The 15,461-nt window shown below is 69.9% G+C and carries 13 protein-coding genes; 2 read left to right on the top strand and 11 right to left on the bottom strand.

The annotated features are described in order from the left end of the window. Positions 1-26: 26 nt before the first annotated feature. From FBZ87_RS11480 to FBZ87_RS11460, 5 genes are all read right to left on the bottom strand, one after another. The gene (locus tag FBZ87_RS11480; protein WP_145610487.1) at positions 27-911 is read right to left on the bottom strand and encodes an RNA polymerase factor sigma-32; all 885 of its coding nucleotides are present in this window, start codon (positions 909-911) and stop codon (positions 27-29) included. Positions 912-1,626: 715 nt separating this feature from the next. Beyond that, positions 1,627-3,933 (bottom strand): adenosylcobalamin-dependent ribonucleoside-diphosphate reductase, encoded by a 2,307-nt coding sequence (locus FBZ87_RS11475; protein ID WP_145611076.1) that lies wholly within the window; start codon positions 3,931-3,933, stop codon positions 1,627-1,629. A 191-nt stretch (positions 3,934-4,124) separates the two neighbouring features. Then, positions 4,125-4,901: a lysophospholipid acyltransferase family protein gene (locus tag FBZ87_RS11470; RefSeq protein ID WP_145610486.1), complete on the bottom strand. Its 777-nt coding sequence runs from the start codon at positions 4,899-4,901 to the stop codon at positions 4,125-4,127. A gap of 105 nt (positions 4,902-5,006) precedes the next feature. Beyond that, positions 5,007-5,657: a YdcF family protein gene (locus tag FBZ87_RS11465; protein WP_246134365.1), complete on the bottom strand. Its 651-nt coding sequence runs from the start codon at positions 5,655-5,657 to the stop codon at positions 5,007-5,009. After that, positions 5,654-6,553, bottom strand: coding sequence for a cell division protein FtsX (locus tag FBZ87_RS11460; protein WP_145610485.1), 900 nt, complete (start codon positions 6,551-6,553; stop codon positions 5,654-5,656). The genes FBZ87_RS11465 and FBZ87_RS11460 overlap by 4 nt, the downstream gene beginning before the upstream one ends. Positions 6,554-6,796: 243 nt before the next feature. Between FBZ87_RS11460 and FBZ87_RS11455 the strand changes: the two genes are divergently transcribed. Then, positions 6,797-7,588, top strand: a complete 792-nt coding sequence (locus FBZ87_RS11455) for a zinc-ribbon domain-containing protein (protein ID WP_186454718.1) — start codon at positions 6,797-6,799, stop codon at positions 7,586-7,588. A gap of 9 nt (positions 7,589-7,597) precedes the next feature. On the opposite strand, the gene FBZ87_RS11450 is transcribed toward FBZ87_RS11455, so the two are convergent. Genes FBZ87_RS11450 through argH form a run of 4 tightly spaced genes read right to left on the bottom strand, consistent with a single transcriptional unit; the run spans position 7,598 to position 13,518 of the window. Next, positions 7,598-10,390: a TIGR02302 family protein gene (locus FBZ87_RS11450; RefSeq protein WP_145610483.1), complete on the bottom strand. Its 2,793-nt coding sequence runs from the start codon at positions 10,388-10,390 to the stop codon at positions 7,598-7,600. 57 nt (positions 10,391-10,447) lie between these two features. Next, entirely contained in the window at positions 10,448-11,710 is a 1,263-nt protein-coding gene (gene lysA, locus FBZ87_RS11445) for a diaminopimelate decarboxylase (protein WP_145610482.1), read from the bottom strand. 33 nt (positions 11,711-11,743) lie between these two features. Beyond that, positions 11,744-12,064 carry a hypothetical protein gene (locus tag FBZ87_RS11440; protein WP_145610481.1) on the bottom strand — a complete coding sequence of 107 codons (321 nt, stop codon included), beginning with the start codon at positions 12,062-12,064 and terminating at the stop codon, positions 11,744-11,746. Between the two features lie 11 nt (positions 12,065-12,075). Next, positions 12,076-13,518, bottom strand: a complete 1,443-nt coding sequence (gene argH, locus FBZ87_RS11435) for an argininosuccinate lyase (protein ID WP_145610480.1) — start codon at positions 13,516-13,518, stop codon at positions 12,076-12,078. A gap of 99 nt (positions 13,519-13,617) precedes the next feature. Here argH and FBZ87_RS11430 point away from each other — a divergent pair, with 99 nt between their 5' ends. Next, complete coding sequence (locus tag FBZ87_RS11430) at positions 13,618-14,157, top strand: TlpA family protein disulfide reductase (RefSeq protein ID WP_246134364.1); 540 nt, start codon at positions 13,618-13,620, stop codon at positions 14,155-14,157. 69 nt (positions 14,158-14,226) lie between these two features. Here the strand turns inward: FBZ87_RS11430 and FBZ87_RS11425 are convergent, their stop codons facing one another. Both FBZ87_RS11425 and FBZ87_RS11420 read right to left on the bottom strand, forming a co-directional pair. Further along, on the bottom strand, positions 14,227-15,099 hold the full coding sequence (locus tag FBZ87_RS11425; RefSeq protein WP_145610478.1) for a 3-hydroxybutyryl-CoA dehydrogenase: 873 nt from the start codon (positions 15,097-15,099) through the stop codon (positions 14,227-14,229). Positions 15,100-15,194: 95 nt separating this feature from the next. After that, positions 15,195-15,461: electron transfer flavoprotein subunit alpha/FixB family protein (locus FBZ87_RS11420; protein WP_211106934.1), on the bottom strand; the 267-nt coding region annotated here is incomplete at its 5' end.

Raw genomic sequence — 15,461 nt, 5'->3', positions numbered from 1 at the left:
CCCGCCGGTGTTTGAGGCAACCGAAATCAAGCCTCCACGAACAGCTCTTCCGGCCGGCCCACATGGCGCATGATGCTCTGGCGCAGCTTGCCCATGGCGCGGTGCTCCAGCTGGCGCACGCGTTCCTTGCTGACGCCCAGGGTGTGGCCCAGCTCCTCCAATGTCGCCCCATCCTCGCGCAGACGGCGGGCGGCGATGATGGTGCGCTCACGGGGCGACAGGGTATCCATGGCCTCGCTCAGCCAGGCGGTGCGGCTGCGGCTGTCCTTCAGGCCGATGACGATCTGCTCGGGCGAGGGGCCGTCGTCGGCCAGGAAGTCCTGCCACTCGCCGCCATCCTCGCTCAGCGGGTGGTTCAGCGACTGGTCGGTGGCGGTCAGGCGGATTTCCATGGTTTCCACCTCATGCTCGCTCACGTCCAGTTCCTCGGCCACGCTGCGGCGGCCTTCGGCGGTCAGCGAGGTGGCGGAGGGGTTGTTGTCGATGCGGGCGCGCAGGCGGCGCAGGTTGAAGAACAGCGACTTCTGCCCCGCCGTGGTGCCGGTGCGCACGATGGACCAGTTGCGCAGCACGAATTCCTGAATGGTGGAGCGGATCCACCAGGCGGCGTAGGTGGAGAAGCGCACCTCCCGCTCCGGCTCGAAGCGGCTGGCGGCCTGCATCAGGCCCAGGTTGCCCTCCTGCACCAGGTCGCCCAGAGGCAGGCCGTAGTTGCGGAAGCGGCTGGCCACGGCCACCACCAGGCGGGTGTGGGACGACACCAGGGCGTGCAGCGCCTTCTCGTCCCGCTTCTGCTGCCAGCGGCGGGCCAGCTCGAACTCATGGTCCCGGCTCAGCAGCGGCGCCTTCATGGACGCCTTGATGAAGGACAGGTTCGCCTTTTGGGTCTGAGGATCGTCAATGTGCGCCATGCTCCCCTCCATCTTGGCAGTCCCGGCATCGACCTCTGTTGGGCGGCCCTGGTATTGCGCCAAGGCTTCCGTCAGCGTCGGTCCCGGATGGGGCGCCCCGGTGGCCTATTCCTCCGGGTCAACACCCCACGTGGATTTGCGGGATCGGTGAGACAGTAATGACCGATTGGGGCACTGAAATATCGCGGGAAAAAGTCGATCACCCACAGGGCATAACCCAAGCTTGCCTTAGGCTGGTCCGGGTCCTAGGCGGCTATTACCACCACCAAAGGGTCTAATTTCTCTAATTTGATATAATCGGGCGCCATCGACCGGGCTTATTCGGGGGATAGCCGGCCCTGCCAATAGGCCCTTCGTCACCCTGGCGGAGGGCGTAGGCGCACGGCCTAGCTTCCGCTTCTGTTAACATTGGACCCCTGGTATTGGAATGGTCTTGGCCGTGCCATGTTAACAGGCGGCGGGAAGGCGGTTGGCCGCGCCAAAACCTTGCCCAGGCTGGCGGAAACCCTGGGGGCGGGCGATGTGTCGCACGCCCTTTGGTTGAGGAGTTCGCGCCGCCGCAGCGGGGCGTGGTGGCCCGGCGCTGTCCCGCCCCAGGTGCGGCCTATGCCTTCCGGCAAAGGCCGGGGCAGGGGCGCGATGCGCCGACGGCACGGGAGAACCGGCCCCCTATCTCTTTCGATCAATGGCCGGCCCGCGTCAGGGACCAGGGGGATCAGCCGCAGCGGGAATAGCCGCAGGACAGGCAGGTGTCGCATCCCTCCTGATGCACCAGGCTGGCCTGGCCGCAGCGGGGGCATTGGGCAGGCGGTTGCCGGTTTTCAGCGCGTGTTTCCGCTGCGGCGGACATGCCGGCCGTATCCTCGTGCACCGCGGGCAGGCCGCTGGCGCGCATCAGGAATCCGGTCTCCAGCATGTGGCGCTCGATGACCTCGCCGATGGCGGCCAGCAGGGAGGGGACGTAGCGGCCCTTCATCCATTGCCCGCCGCGCGGATCGAACACGGCCTTCAACTCCTCCACCACGAAGGCGACGTCGCCGCCCCGCCGGAACACGGCGGAGATCATGCGGGTCAGCGCCACCGTCCAGGCGTAGTGCTCCATGTTCTTGGAGTTGATGAAGACCTCGAACGGCCGGCGCCGCTCCTCGATCACGATGTCGTTGATGGTGATGTAGAGGGCGTGATCGCTGCCCGGCCAGCGCACCTTGTAGGTCGCCCCCACCAGCGTCTCCGGCCGGTCCAGGGGTACCGCGCCGCTGGCGGCGGGCACCGGGGCCGGTGTGGGGGCAACAGGCGTGGGAGGGGCAGGCGGCGGTGAGGTGTCGGCGGCGGGTGCTGACAGCACCGACCCGGTGATGGCGTTGGGGCGGTAGGTGGTGCAGCCCTTGCAGCCCAGGTCATAGGCCTGCAGGTAGACGTCCTTGAACGTCTCGAAATCCAAATCCGCCGGGCAGTTGATGGTCTTGGAGATGGAACTGTCGACCTCGCCTTGCGCCGCCGCCTGCATCACCAGATGGGCGGCGGGGGGCAGGCTGCCGGCATCGACGAAGCTGTCGGGCAGGGGGGCGCCGGGGCCGAAGGTCTGGCGGAAGCGGTGGTAGGCATAGTCCGCCACCCGCTCGACCTTGCGGCTGCCGTCGGGCTGCAGGACGGCGCGGTCGTATTCCCAGGTGAACACCGGTTCGATGCCTGAGGACACGTTGCCCGCCAGCAGAGAGATGGTGCCCGTGGGTGCGATGGAGGTCAGCAGGGCGTTGCGCACGCCGTGCCGCTCCACGGCCGCGCGGGTCACATCGTCCAGGCCCCGGATCATGGGACGGGCCAGGTATTGCTCCCGGTCATAAAGCGGGAAGGCGCCCTTCTCCGCCGCCAGGCCGGCGCTGGCGCGGTAGGCGTGCCGGCGCACCGCCCCCAGCCACTGCCGCGTCAGATCCACGGCCTTTTGCGTGCCATAGCGCACGCCGCACAGAATCAGGGCGTCGGCCAGCCCGGTCACGCCCAGGCCGACGCGGCGCTTGGCCTGCGCCTCCTGCCGTTGCGCGGGCAGGGGGAAGCGCGAAACGTCGATGGCGTTGTCCAGCATGCGCACCGCCACCGGCACCAGGCGCGCCAGCCGGTCCAGGTCCAGCCGCGCGTCGGGGGTGAAGCCGCCCACCACCAGGGCCGCCAGGTTGACGGAGCCCAGCAGGCAGGCGCCATAGGGGGGCAGCGGCTGCTCCCCACAGGGGTTGGTGGCGCTGATGACCTCCACCCCGCCCAAATTGTTCTGGGCGTTGATGCGGTCGATGAAGATGACGCCGGGCTCGGCATAGTCGTAGGTGGCCCGCATGATGCGGTCCCACAGATCGCGCGCCCGCACGGTGCGCCAGACCCTGCCCTCGAACACCAGGTCCCAGGGGCCGTCCTCACGCACCGCGGTGATGAAGGGGTCGGTCACCAGGACCGACAGGTTGAACATGCGCAGGCGGCCGGGGTCGCGCTTGGCGTCGATGAACGACTCGATGTCCGGGTGGTCGCAGCGCAGGGTGGCCATCATGGCGCCCCGGCGGTTGCCGGCGCTCATGATGGTGCGGCACATGGCGTCCCACACGTCCATGAAGGAAATGGGGCCGGAGGCGTCCGCCCCCACGCCGGCCACCGGCGCCCCCCGGGGCCTGAGGGTGGAGAAGTCGTAGCCGATGCCGCCGCCCTGCTGCAGGGTCAGCGCCGCCTCGCGCAGGCCGGCGAAGATGCCGCCCATGTCGTCGGGCACCGTGCCCATGACGAAGCAGTTAAACAGGGTGACGCTGCGCCCGGTGCCGGCCCCCGCCAGGATGCGGCCGGCCGGCAGGAAGGCGAAGTCCCTGAGGGCCTCGTAAAACTGGGGTTCCCACAGGGCGGGGTCGCGCTCCGCCTCCGCCAGGGCCTTGGCCACGCGGCGCCAGCTGTCATCCACGGTCTGGTCGATGGGGGCGCCGTCCGGTTGCTTGAACCGGTACTTCATGTCCCAGACCTGGGCCGAGATGGCCGGCCAGTCGGCCAGCGTCCCGGATTCGGCCAGCGTCTCGGAATCGGCAAGCGTCTCGGAGGGAGAGTCCGCCCCGTGCACTGTCGTCGCCTGACCTTCACGCCCGACCATGCGCACCCTCCGGTCCCGGATGATTGCTCCGGTGAAGGGTAGGCCGGGGACCGGGGGCGGTCAATCGCGCCCCAAGCTTATGCTGAAAGGCCCGTTCAGCCGGCGGCAGGCACCTCGACCAGGGGCGGGGCGTTGGGCGGACGCTCTGTCGCCGGACCGCCGGCGGCCATGACCAGGCGGTCGGTCGCGGGCTCCAGCACTGCCTCCAGGCGGGCCAGCGCCTGGTCCTTGGACAGGCCGGGGGGGATGGGGGGCAGGAACTCGATGACGATGGTGCCGGGGCGGCGCAGGAACTTATGGCGGGGCCAGAACAGGCCGGAGTTCAGCGCCATGGGCACAAGCGGGATGTCCAGCGCCTCATACAGCAGGGCGATGCCGATCTTGTAGGGCCGCCAGGCGCCCACGGCGGTGCGGGTGCCCTGGGGGAAGATGACGATGGGCCTGCCCTCGGCCACACGCTCCCTGGCGCCGCGCAGCAGCGACTGGATGGCGGCGCCGCGCTTGCCGCGGTCCACGGCGATCATGCGCGCCTTGGCGGCGTACCAGCCCCAGATGGGGATGTAGGTCAGTTCCTTCTTCAGGACGATGGCGGGATCGTCCATCAGCAGGTGCAGCTTCATCGTTTCCCACATCGACTGGTGCTTGGCCCCCACCAGGAACGCGCCGGTCTTAGGCAGGTGCTCCAGCCCGCGCACCTCGTACTTCAGGCCGATGATGGTGCGTTCCCAGAAGTTCAGGGTGCGCATGTAGCCGCGGATGGCCCAGATCATGGTGCGGTGGGGCACCACCAGGGTCCACAGCAGGCCGAAGCACCAGAGCATCGTCCAGATGTAGAAGACGATGTTGAAGACCAGGGATCGCAAAACCAGCATCGCCCGTAACCGTCATGACCAGGGTTGATGGGTGCAGGGATAGTGCCTGCGGGCCGGCCTGTCCACTCTCCCCCAAGCTTTGAGGGCCCAGGCTTCGAAAGGGGGTCAGAGGCCCAGGGCGTGGCGCAGGAAGGCCACCAGGTACTTGTCGTATTCGCTGACGATCAGGCCGGCGGTGCCGCGCCAGTGCCACCAGCCATCCAGGCGCACGTTGGGCGGCTGCACCGCGTGGGGCACGATGCGGGCGTCGGGCAGGGCGTGACGGAACTCCACCAGGCTGCGCGGCATGTGATAGTTGGCCGTGACCAGGCGCAGGGAATGGAAGCCTTCCGCCTGCATCCACCGTGCCGTCTCCGCCGCGTTGCCCACCGTGTCGTCGGCGCTGTAGCCCAGCACCACGCAGCATTCCAGGGCCGAGGGCGTCGCCTGCGACATGCGCAGCAGGGCCCGTACGTCCACCCCCCGATAGACGCCGGAGATGAACAGTTTCCGCGCCCGGCCGGCGGCCAGCAGGTCGAACCCCGCCTCCAGCCGCTCGCTGCCCCCCGTCAGCACGACGATGGCGTCGGTGGCCGCGGTCTCTTCCTCCGGGGCGCGGGGGATGTGGGCGGCGAAGGTGAGCAGCCCCGCCAGCCACAGTGCGCCCAAGGCGGCCCCCAGGCCCGTCAGGCGGCGCATGCGCGCCCACAGCAGGGCGCCAGGTCCCGCCAGGGCGGACGGTTCAGCCTGTGGCAGGGGCGCCCCCGGCAAGCTCACGGTAGCCGCTCCAGCGCGCGCAGCACCGTCAGCCGCGCGCTGATGGCAGCCAAGGCGCCGGCCGCCACCGGCACGGCGGCCAGCACCAGCCATTGCAGGGGGGCGAGCGTCAGGGGCGGCAGCAACGTGCCTTCCACGGTACGGGACAGCAGCGACAGCACGGCCAGGGTGACCAGTGCCACGGCCGTGCCGCCCACGCCGCCGGTCAGCGACAGGCGCAGGATGTGGCGCTGGAACTGGCCGGCCACATGGCTGTCGGTGGCGCCCATGACATGCAGCAGGTCGACCTCGTCCTGGTGCATCGCCAGGCCGGCCTTGGCGGCGAACACCACCACGGCCACGGCGGCCCCGCCGATCAGGGCCACGATGACCAGGGCCACGGCCTCCACCAGGCGGGCCAGACGGCGCAGGTCGCGCAGCCACACGCCCGGCTCCTCCACCGATGTGCCGGGCACGGCGGCGGCCAGGCGCTGGCGCAGGGCGGTGACGTCGACGGCCGGGCCGGCGGTGACGTCGATCAGGGCGGGCAGGGGCAGGTCCTGCAGCAGGGCACCGTCGCCCAGCCAGGGCTCCACCAGGCGGGCGGCGTCGGCCATGGGCACGGGGCGGGCGTTGATGATGCCGGGCACGCCACCCAGCGCGTGCAGCACCATCTGCACCCGCTCATCCAGCGGGGCGGGGGTGCCGTCGCCCTTTTTCACATCCCCCACCGGGCTGACCTGGATGGTCAGGCTGCCGTCCAGGCCGCTGTCCCAGCGCTGCGCCCATCCGGACAGCAGTTGCGCCGCCGCCACCGCCAGGGTGGACAGGAAGACCATCAGGGCGATCAGCCAGGGCAGGAAACGGCCCGTGGCATCGCGGCGTAGGGACAGGACGGCGGGGCCGCGCCGGCTCATGGGGACTGCCTCTCCAAGGGAATGGACCAGGGGATGGTATCGGTCCTAGTGATGGCACGGCGGGGTGGCGGGCGTCCAGCGCGTCGGCCGGGCGGCGCCGGGGCTGCGGCATCAGCGCGCCTGCCAGAACGGGATAGGCCGTTTCGCCGTCGGGGCCAGGGCCGGGGCCCACCTTGCGCATCCCCGACCTTTTCGTTTAAGTCTAAGGCGCCTCTTAAGGATTTCGGCCTGGCCCTGCCTCCCATGATAACAACCTGCCCGTCCTGCGCCACGCGCTTCCGGGTCGACGACGCCTTGCTGGGGCGGGGTCGCCGCGTGCGCTGCAGCGCCTGCGGTTCCGTCTGGCACCAGGTGCCGGAAACGGCCGGCCGCCCGGCGGTGGCCGCGGCGCCGGCGGATGACGATGACGACTGGATGTCGTCCGCCCCGTCGTCCTCCTCCTTCGCCGACCTGGCCGCAGCCATGGAGCGGGAGACGGCATACGACACCCTGACAATGGCGGAGGACGAGGCGCCGGCCCCGGCACCGCTGTCGCTGGGCCGCCTGCGCCAGCCCTCATCCACGATGGCGATTCCGGAACCGGAGGAGAAGCCGCGGCGCCTGTTCGCTGCCGTGCGCTGGGGCGTCCTGGCCGTGGTCATCGCCGGCGGCATCACCGGCCTGGCGGTCGAACGCGACGCCGTGGTCGACGCCTGGCCCGCCGCCGCCCGCCTGTACGACGCCTTCGGCTTCGGCGTCGAACCGCCCGGCACAGGGCTGGAGATGGTGGACAGCAAGACGGAATTCCGCGACGTGGAGGGCACGTCCATGCTGTTCGTCGACATCACCGTGCAGAACAAGTCCGACCGCCAGCGCGACGTGCCCGACCTCATGGCCTCCGCCCTCGGCGCCGACGGCAAGCCTTTCCAGCGCTGGCGCATGCAGCCCAAGGCCCGCCGCCTGTTCCCCGGCGAGAAGACCGTCTACCACGGCAACATCGTGGAAAAGGGCGGCCAGGCCGCGCAGATTCGCCCGGAATTCGTGCTGCCGAACTGAGGTGATTTCTCAGAACCGCTTCAGCAGGCGGTCGATGTAATCCAATTCTTCCTTGGGGCGGCCGGCCTCGCTAGCACGGCGGCGCAGCTCTTCCAGGATCTCGCGGGCGCGCTGCAGGTCGCCGTGGTCGGGGATCTTGACGCTGTCGGTGCTGGTGGCGCCCTGGCCCGTCATCTGGCGGCCAAGGGGGTCGGTGTTCTGGCCGCGGCCGTTGGTGGCATTGCGGGGGGCCACGCGGGTGCCCCGGCCCATCTGGCGGGCCATCTGCTGCGCCATGCCTTTCAGCCCGTCCTGCAGGGCCTCCAGCGCCCGGCCCTGGGCCTCCACCGCGTCCTCCGGTGATCCTTCCGACAGGGCGCGGCCGGCCTGGCCCATGGCGCGATCGGCCTTGTCCAGGGGGGAAGGCGCCTGGCCGGGGCCGTTGCCGCCACCGTTGCCGTTCTGCTGCCCGCCAGGCTGGTCCTGGCCCTGTTGGCCATCCGGCTGTCCCTCATCCGACTGCTGGCCGGCCTGCTGCCCCTGCTGTTGCATCAGGGCCTGCAGCTCGCGGCGCAGGGCGTCCTGCTGCTTGGCCAGGTCGCGGGCCGTTGCCTCGGCCGAGGGGTCGCGCTGGGGCTGGCGGGGGGCGGCGCCCTGGCGGTTGGGGGCGGAGCGGTTGGGACCGTCGCCCCGGGTGCTGGGTTGCGGCGGGCTGTCTTCCGGTTCACCCCGGTCGCCCTGGCGGAAGGTCTGGTCCATCAGCTCGCGCTGGCGCTTGGCCAGGTCCTGCAGCTTTTCCAGCATCTGCAGGTTCTGGCGCATCTGCTGCTGCTCGGCCTCCGTCGGTGGCTTCCGCGGGCCGGTCTGGACGCTCTCCATCAGATCCTGCATCTGGTCCAGCATCTTGCGCGCGGCGTCGCGGGCGCCGGTCTGGGCCATCTGCTCCAGCTGTTCCATCATCTGGCCCATGTCGATGGTCTGGGCGTTCTGGTCATCCGGCGGCGGGGCGCCGTTCTGGCCCTGCTGCTGGTCGCTCTTTTCCGCCAGCGCCTGCATGTAGCGGTTCAGCGCCGACTTCAGCGCGTCCAGGTCACGGCGGATTTCCGCTTCCGGCGCGTTGCGGTCCAGGGCGTCGGCTAGGCGCTGGCGGGCGTCGCGCAGTTCCGTCTCCGCCGAGGCCAGGCTGCCGTCCTCGATCTTCAGCGCCGTGTCCCACAGCAGATCGGCCACGTCGGTCAGCGACCGCCCGTCATCGTTCAGGCCCAAGTGCCGGGCGGCGGCGTACAGCGCCATGAACACGGTGGGATCGCCGGCATAGCCGTCCAGCTCGCCCGCCAGGCCCAGCAGGGCGTTGGCGGCGGGCTTGCGCGCCTCCTCCCCCTGGTCCAGCAGGGCGCGGCGCTGGGCGATGACGGCCTTGGCCGTGGGGTTGTTGAACACCCGTTCCGGCAGGGTGATGGTCTGGGTGTCGCTGGTCGCCCTCTGGCCGGCGGTGTCGGTGGCCGTCAGCTGGATGGTTACGGGCTGCCCCGCCCAGGGGCTGGCCGTCAGGTCGAAATAGCCGCTGGCGTTGGCGACGACGGGCGTGCCGGCGGCGGACGCCTCGCGGCTGGGCCGGGCGGGCACGGGCAGGGTCAGGACCAGGGGTTCCACCGTCGTGCCTTCCGCGCGCGTGGTGGGGGTCACGGTGGCGGTGACGCTGGCGATGCCGTAGTCGTCGGCGGCGGTATAGTCCAGGCGCAGGGCATAGCGCTCGGTGGCGCTGGGCTTTTCGCGGAAGGCGATGGCCGGCGGGTCGTCGGCGACGATGCGGATGGGCCAGCTGCCCAGGGTGCGGCCCCGGTCGGTGACGGTGATGCGTCGCCCCTTGGTGACGGTGCGGCTGGCCTGGAAGCCGCCGGTGGCGGCCGGGTCCAGGGCCAGCGCGTCCTCATCCAGCGACAGCTCGGGCGCGCGGTGGTGGGGACCCAGGCGGACGGTGACGGTGGCGCCCGCCGGCACGGAAACCGCGCCCCCGCCCTCCGCCGGGCCGGCCTTGCCCCGGCGGGTCAGGAACTGCGGCGGCAGGCCGGTCGATTCCGGCGGGGTGATCCAGACGTCCAGGTCGGCCTGGGCGCCGGCGGGCGGCGCCTCGAACCCCGGATCCAGCGCCTCGATCAGCCTGGGGCGCCAATCGCCCCAGGCCATGACGGCGGCGATGGCCAGCAGCAGTACGGCGACGTGCCGCAAGGCCCAGGGATCGCGGTTGGGCAGATCCAGGGCGGGCCAGCCGGCGCGCACCCCCGCCAGGGCGCGGCGCGCGCGATCCTGCGCGGCGGCCCACAGGGTGGCGGCGGGGCTGGTCTGGTCCACCCCCCCCTGGGCTCCCCCTCCCTGGTTCACGGGCGTGTCGATCAGCAGGTCGAAAGGGCGGTGGCGCAGGTTGTTGTCCCGCTCCAGCCGGCGGAACACCGCGTCGCGGTCAGGCAGGCGCAAACCACGCAGGCGGCGGACCAGCAGGGCGATGAATGCTGCGGCGAAGGCGGCCAGCGCCAGGCCGTGGGCCCAGGGCGGCAGGTGGGGCAGGGCGCCGGACCAGGCCAGCGCCAGGCCCAGCATCAGCAGGCCGGGCAGGGGCCAGAGCCGCAGGCCCACCCGCTCCGCCGCCAGCGACAGCCAGGCGGCGCGCAAGGGGCGGCGCCAGGGCTTCAGCGGCGGCGGGACCAGAGGAAGGCGCGCGCGGTTGGGCAGGGGCACGACAATGCCCGTGGGCGTGGGCGTGGGCACGGCTGCGGCGGATGCCCGTCGCCCGTCCTTGCGGGAGGTGAGTGCCCTCTCAGCCATGCCGTCGGTGCCCTCTCGGCTGCCGTGTGCCCTTGGGTGGGCCCTATGCCCTGCGCCTTAAACGTGGCGCCATTGCGGCGCCACGTCCAGGGCCAGCATTTCCTCGAACGTCTGGCGGCGGCGGATAACCGCCCACTGCCCTTCATCCACCAGCACCTCCGCCACCAGGGGGCGGGAGTTGTAGGTGGACGACATGGCGGCGCCGTAGGCCCCGGCGGTCATGAAGGCCACCAGTTCGCCCTGGGCCACCGGCGGCAGCTCCCGCTGGCGGGCGAAGGTGTCGCCCGTCTCGCAGATCGGCCCCACCACGTCCATGGGGGAAAGCGGGGCGCCGGCGGCTGGTTCCAGTACCGGGCGGATGCCGTGATAGGCGTCGTACAGCGTGGGGCGCATGAGGTCGTTCATGGCCGCGTCCACGATCAGGAAGCGGCGGTGCAGCCCTTCCTTCACGTAGATGACCCGGGCCAGCAGCACGCCGGCATCGCCCACCAGGGACCGGCCGGGCTCCAGCGTCAGGCGGCATCCCAGATTGCCCAGGCGCTTGCGCACGATGCCGGCATAGGCATCGTGGTCCGGCGCCGCCTCGCCCTTGTAGGGCACGCCCAGGCCGCCGCCCAGGTCCAGCCTTTCGATCTTCAGGCCGGCTTCGCGGGTGGCGATCACCAGGTCCGACAGGTGGCCGTAGGCGTCGTCGTAGGGGCTGATGTTCAGCAGCTGCGACCCGATGTGGACGGCATAACCCTTGGGCGCCAGGCCGGGCAGGCTGCTGGCCTTGGCATAGGCCGCCACGGCGTGGCCCAGGTCGATGCCGAACTTATCCTCCTTGCGGCCCGTGGCGATCTTGCCATGGGTGCCGGCGTCCACGTCCGGATTGATGCGCAGGGCCACGGGGGCGGTGCGGCCCAGTTCCGTCGCCACGGCCGACAGGGCCTCCAGCTCCGGCAGGCTTTCCACATTGATCTGGTGGATGCCGGCCACCAGCGCCGCCGCCAACTCGTCCCGCGTCTTGCCCACGCCGGAGAACACCACCTTTTCCGGCGGCACGCCAGCGGCCAGCGCGCGGCGCATCTCCCCTTCCGACACCACGTCGGCGCCGGCGCCGAGGCGGGCGAACAGGCTGATGATGGATTGGTTGGAATTGGCCTTCAGGGCGAAGCAGACGTCCACCGGATCACGGGCGAAGGCCCGGGCGTAGGCCTGGTAATTGGCCCGCAGGCGGCTGGCGGCATAGACATAGACGGGGGTGCCGACGGCCTCGGCCAACCGGTCCAGGGGAACGCCGTCGGCGGTCAGCACGCCGGAAACATAGGAGAAGGCCATCGAAATCCAAACCGTCGCGTCTGCTGGGGCCCTTTACTGGGGCGTTGAGGAACCGGAGGTGGAGGGGGTGGTGGTGCCGCCCATCATCGGCCCGCTGTTGGTGATGACGGGGCTGTCCGGCATGACCCCATAGGGCGTGCCGGGCTGAATGGTGGCGGGCGACCCGGCCGGCTGGTCGGCCGAGCTGGGCAGCGCCTCTTTCACGTTGGGCTGCGGGTCCAGCTTGGGGCTGGGGTAGAAGTTCAGGGGATGATCCTCGCCATCCGGCGTGTCCAGGGTGTGGGCGATCTTGCCGCAGCCCGACAGCGCCAGGGCGGTGGCGGTCAGACCGGCGATCAGCAGAACCTTTTTCATATGGCTTACCCTCACAGGAACCGTTCCCGCGCGGCGGCCACGGCCGCGCGCACGCGTTCTGGGGCCGTCCCGCCGAAGCTGGTGCGGCTGGCGACGGAGGCTTCCAGGCTCAGCACGGCATAGACCTCCTCGGTGATGCGGGCGTCCACGCCGCGCATGACATCCAGTGGCACGTCTGACAGGCCGCAGGCCCGTTCCTCGGCCAGCCGGACGATGCGGCCGGTGACATGGTGCGCCTCGCGGAAAGGCAGGCCCAGGCGGCGCACCAGCCAGTCGGCCAGGTCGGTGGCGGTGGGGAAGCCCGCTTCCACCGCGCGGCGCATGGCCGCCGGGTCGGGCGTCATGTCCTGGATCATGCCGGTGGTGGCGGCCAAACAGAGGGCCAGCGTGTCGTCGGCCTCGAACACCGGCTCCTTGTCTTCCTGCATGTCCTTGGAATAGGCCAGCGGCAGGCCCTTCATGACCACCAGCAGGCCCGACAGGGCGCCGATGACCCGGCCGCACTTGGCGCGCACCAGCTCGGCCGCATCCGGGTTCTTCTTCTGCGGCATGATGGAGCTGCCGCTGGTGAAGGCGTCCGACAGGCGGATGAAGCGGAACTGGGTCGTGCACCACAGCACGATCTCCTCCGCCAGGCGCGACAGGTGCATGGCGCAGATGCTGGCGGTGGCCAGATAGTCCAGGGCGAAATCGCGATCGGACACGGCGTCCAGCGAATTGGCCGTGGGCCGGTCGAAGCCCAGGGCGGCGGCGGTGGCGGCCCGGTCGATGGGATAGGGGGTGCCGGCCAGGGCGGCACTGCCCAGCGGGCATTCGTTCAGGCGGGCGATGGCGTCGCGCACCCGGGCGCGGTCGCGGCCCAGCATCTCCACATAGGCCAGCAGATGGTGGCCGAAGGTCACCGGCTGGGCCGTCTGCAGGTGGGTGAAGCCCGGCATGATGGTGTCGACGTTGCGCTCGGCCTGATCGATCAGGGCGGCCTGCAGGGCCTTCATGTCGCCGTCCAGGCGCTGCAGGGCGCCGCGCACCCACAGCTTGAAGTCGGTGGCCACCTGGTCGTTGCGGGAGCGTGCGGTGTGCAGGCGGCCGGCGGGCTCACCGATCAGTTCCTTCAGGCGGGACTCCACGTTCATATGGATGTCCTCATGCTCCGTCTTGAAGACGAAGCGACCGTCGCGGATCTCCTCGGCCACCTGATCCAGGCCCTTTAGGATGGCGTCGGCGTCGTCCTGGGTGATGATGCCCTGGGCCGCCAGCATGGTGGCGTGCGCCTTGGACCCGGCGATGTCCTGCGCCCACAGCTTCTTGTCGAAGCCGATGGACACGTTGATGCGCTCCATGATCTCCGACGGGCCACGGCTGAAGCGGCCGCCCCACAGCTCGTTTACAGCGCCGCCTGCTGCGGCATTCTGGTCGGGCGTGGCGTTTTCCGGGGTCGCGGGAGTTGACGTCATCGGGGGTCGGGGACCAATTGTAGCGGGGCCGGCGTAGGGGCCCGGTGAACGAGGGTGATGGCAAGAATGGCGATTTTGCGGTTTCTCGCAAGGATTGGCGTGGTCGCGTCGGTCGTTTTCTGCGCTGGTGCGGCATGCGCGGCCGGTAATGCGGCCCCCGCGCTGAAGGGCGGCATCACCCCCTTCACCGAAACGCCGGACCATCCCCAGGTTCCCGATCTGGCACTGACCCGCCCCGACGGCAGCGGCATCCACCTGTCGGACCTCAAGGGCCACCTGGTCCTGCTGAACCTGTGGGCCACCTGGTGCGCCCCCTGCGTCCAGGAACTGCCGTCGCTGGACAAGCTCCAGGGCGCCCTGGGCGACACCTCCGGCGGCAAGGGGGGCTTCGAGGTGGTGGCCCTGTCGCTGGACCGGGGCGGCGCCCGGGTGGTGACGCCCTTCATCCAGAACCACGGCATCACCCACCTGGCGACCTGGCTGGACCCCAAGAGCACGGCCATGTCGGTGCTGAAGCCGCGCGGCTTGCCCACCACCCTGCTGATCGATGCCGAGGGACGCGAGATCGGCCGCCTGGAAGGCGACGCTGATTGGAATTCCCCCGAGGCGCAGGCCCTGATCAAGTTTTATAAGAAATAAAAAAACCCGCCTCCCTTGCGAAGGGGGCGGCGGGTTTTTTGTTGAAGTGGACTCGGTGCGTCGGGCCCCTTAACGGGTAGGCCGGGGCGTGTCGCCGGAATAGTCGTAGAAGCCGCGGCCCACCTTGCGGCCCAGCCAGCCCGCCTCGACATACTTCACCAGCAGCGGGCAGGGCCGGTACTTGCTGTCGGCCAGGCCCTCGTACAGCACCTGCATCACCGACAGGCAGGTGTCCAGGCCGATGAAGTCCGCCAGTTCCAGCGGGCCCATGGGGTGGTTGGCGCCCAGCTTCATGGCAGTATCGATGGCCTCGACCGAGCCCACGCCCTCATACAGGGTGTAGACCGCCTCGTTGATCATGGGCTGCAGCACGCGGTTGACGATGAAGGCGGGGAAGTCCTCCGACACGGCGGGGGTCTTGCCCAGCTTGAACGTCAGTTCGCGGATGGCCTGATAGGTCTCCTCGTCCGTGGCAATGCCCCGGATGATCTCCACCAGCTGCATCACCGGCACCGGGTTCATGAAGTGCATGCCGATGAACTTGTGCGGCCGGTCGGTGCAGGCCGCGAGGCGCGTGATGGAGATGGACGAGGTGTTGGTGGCCACCAGCGCGTCGGCCTTCAGGTGCGGCACCAGGTCCTTGAAGATGCCGCGCTTGATGTCCTCGTTCTCGGTGGCGGCCTCAATCACCAGATCGCAGTCGACCAGCGTCGACATCTCCGTGCCGGTGGAGATGCGGGCCAGGGCCTCATCCTTTTCCAGCTCGGTGATCTTGCCCTTTGAGACTTGACGGTCGAGGTTCTTCTCAAGGGCTTGCATGGCTCGAGAGAGCGACTCCGGGCTGGTGTCCATCAGCCGGACCGTATGGCCGGACAGCGATGTCACGTGGGCGATGCCCGTGCCCATCTGCCCCGAACCGATGATGCCGATCGTGCGTATCATGGTGTCTGTCCTTGCAAGGCCACCCTGGCGGGGTCCCCCGATACTGCCGGGGGACCCTTAACAAGAGATAGAGTAGGGTGTTGAACGGGCTTGGGTCAGCCCGCCTTGCCCAGTTCCTCGGTCAATTCCGGCACGGCCTTGAACAGGTCGGCGACCAGGCCGTAGTCGGCGATCTGGAAGATCGGCGCCTCTTCGTCCTTGTTGATGGCGACGATGACCTTGCTGTCCTTCATGCCGGCCAGGTGCTGGATGGCGCCCGAGATGCCCACGGCGATGTACAGCTCCGGCGCCACGATCTTGCCCGTCTGCCCGACTTGGTAGTCGTTGGGCACGAAACCGGCGTCCACCGCCGCGCGCGACGC

Source organism: Nitrospirillum amazonense, assembly GCF_007828035.1.
Classification (GTDB): Bacteria; Pseudomonadota; Alphaproteobacteria; order Azospirillales; family Azospirillaceae; genus Nitrospirillum; species Nitrospirillum amazonense.
This window is presented reverse-complemented; position numbering and strand designations above follow the sequence as displayed.

Coding starts and splice junctions, on each gene's coding strand:
- FBZ87_RS11455 (WP_186454718.1), top strand. CDS start 6,797: ATGATAACAACCTGCCCGTCCTGCGCCACGCGCTTCCGGGTCGACGAC.
- argH (WP_145610480.1), bottom strand. CDS start 13,518: ATGACGTCAACTCCCGCGACCCCGGAAAACGCCACGCCCGACCAGAAT.
- FBZ87_RS11470 (WP_145610486.1), bottom strand. CDS start 4,901: ATGCTGGTTTTGCGATCCCTGGTCTTCAACATCGTCTTCTACATCTGG.
- FBZ87_RS11440 (WP_145610481.1), bottom strand. CDS start 12,064: ATGAAAAAGGTTCTGCTGATCGCCGGTCTGACCGCCACCGCCCTGGCG.
- FBZ87_RS11460 (WP_145610485.1), bottom strand. CDS start 6,553: ATGAGCCGGCGCGGCCCCGCCGTCCTGTCCCTACGCCGCGATGCCACG.
- FBZ87_RS11425 (WP_145610478.1), bottom strand. CDS start 15,099: ATGATACGCACGATCGGCATCATCGGTTCGGGGCAGATGGGCACGGGC.
- lysA (WP_145610482.1), bottom strand. CDS start 11,710: ATGGCCTTCTCCTATGTTTCCGGCGTGCTGACCGCCGACGGCGTTCCC.
- FBZ87_RS11450 (WP_145610483.1), bottom strand. CDS start 10,390: ATGGCTGAGAGGGCACTCACCTCCCGCAAGGACGGGCGACGGGCATCC.
- FBZ87_RS11480 (WP_145610487.1), bottom strand. CDS start 911: ATGGCGCACATTGACGATCCTCAGACCCAAAAGGCGAACCTGTCCTTC.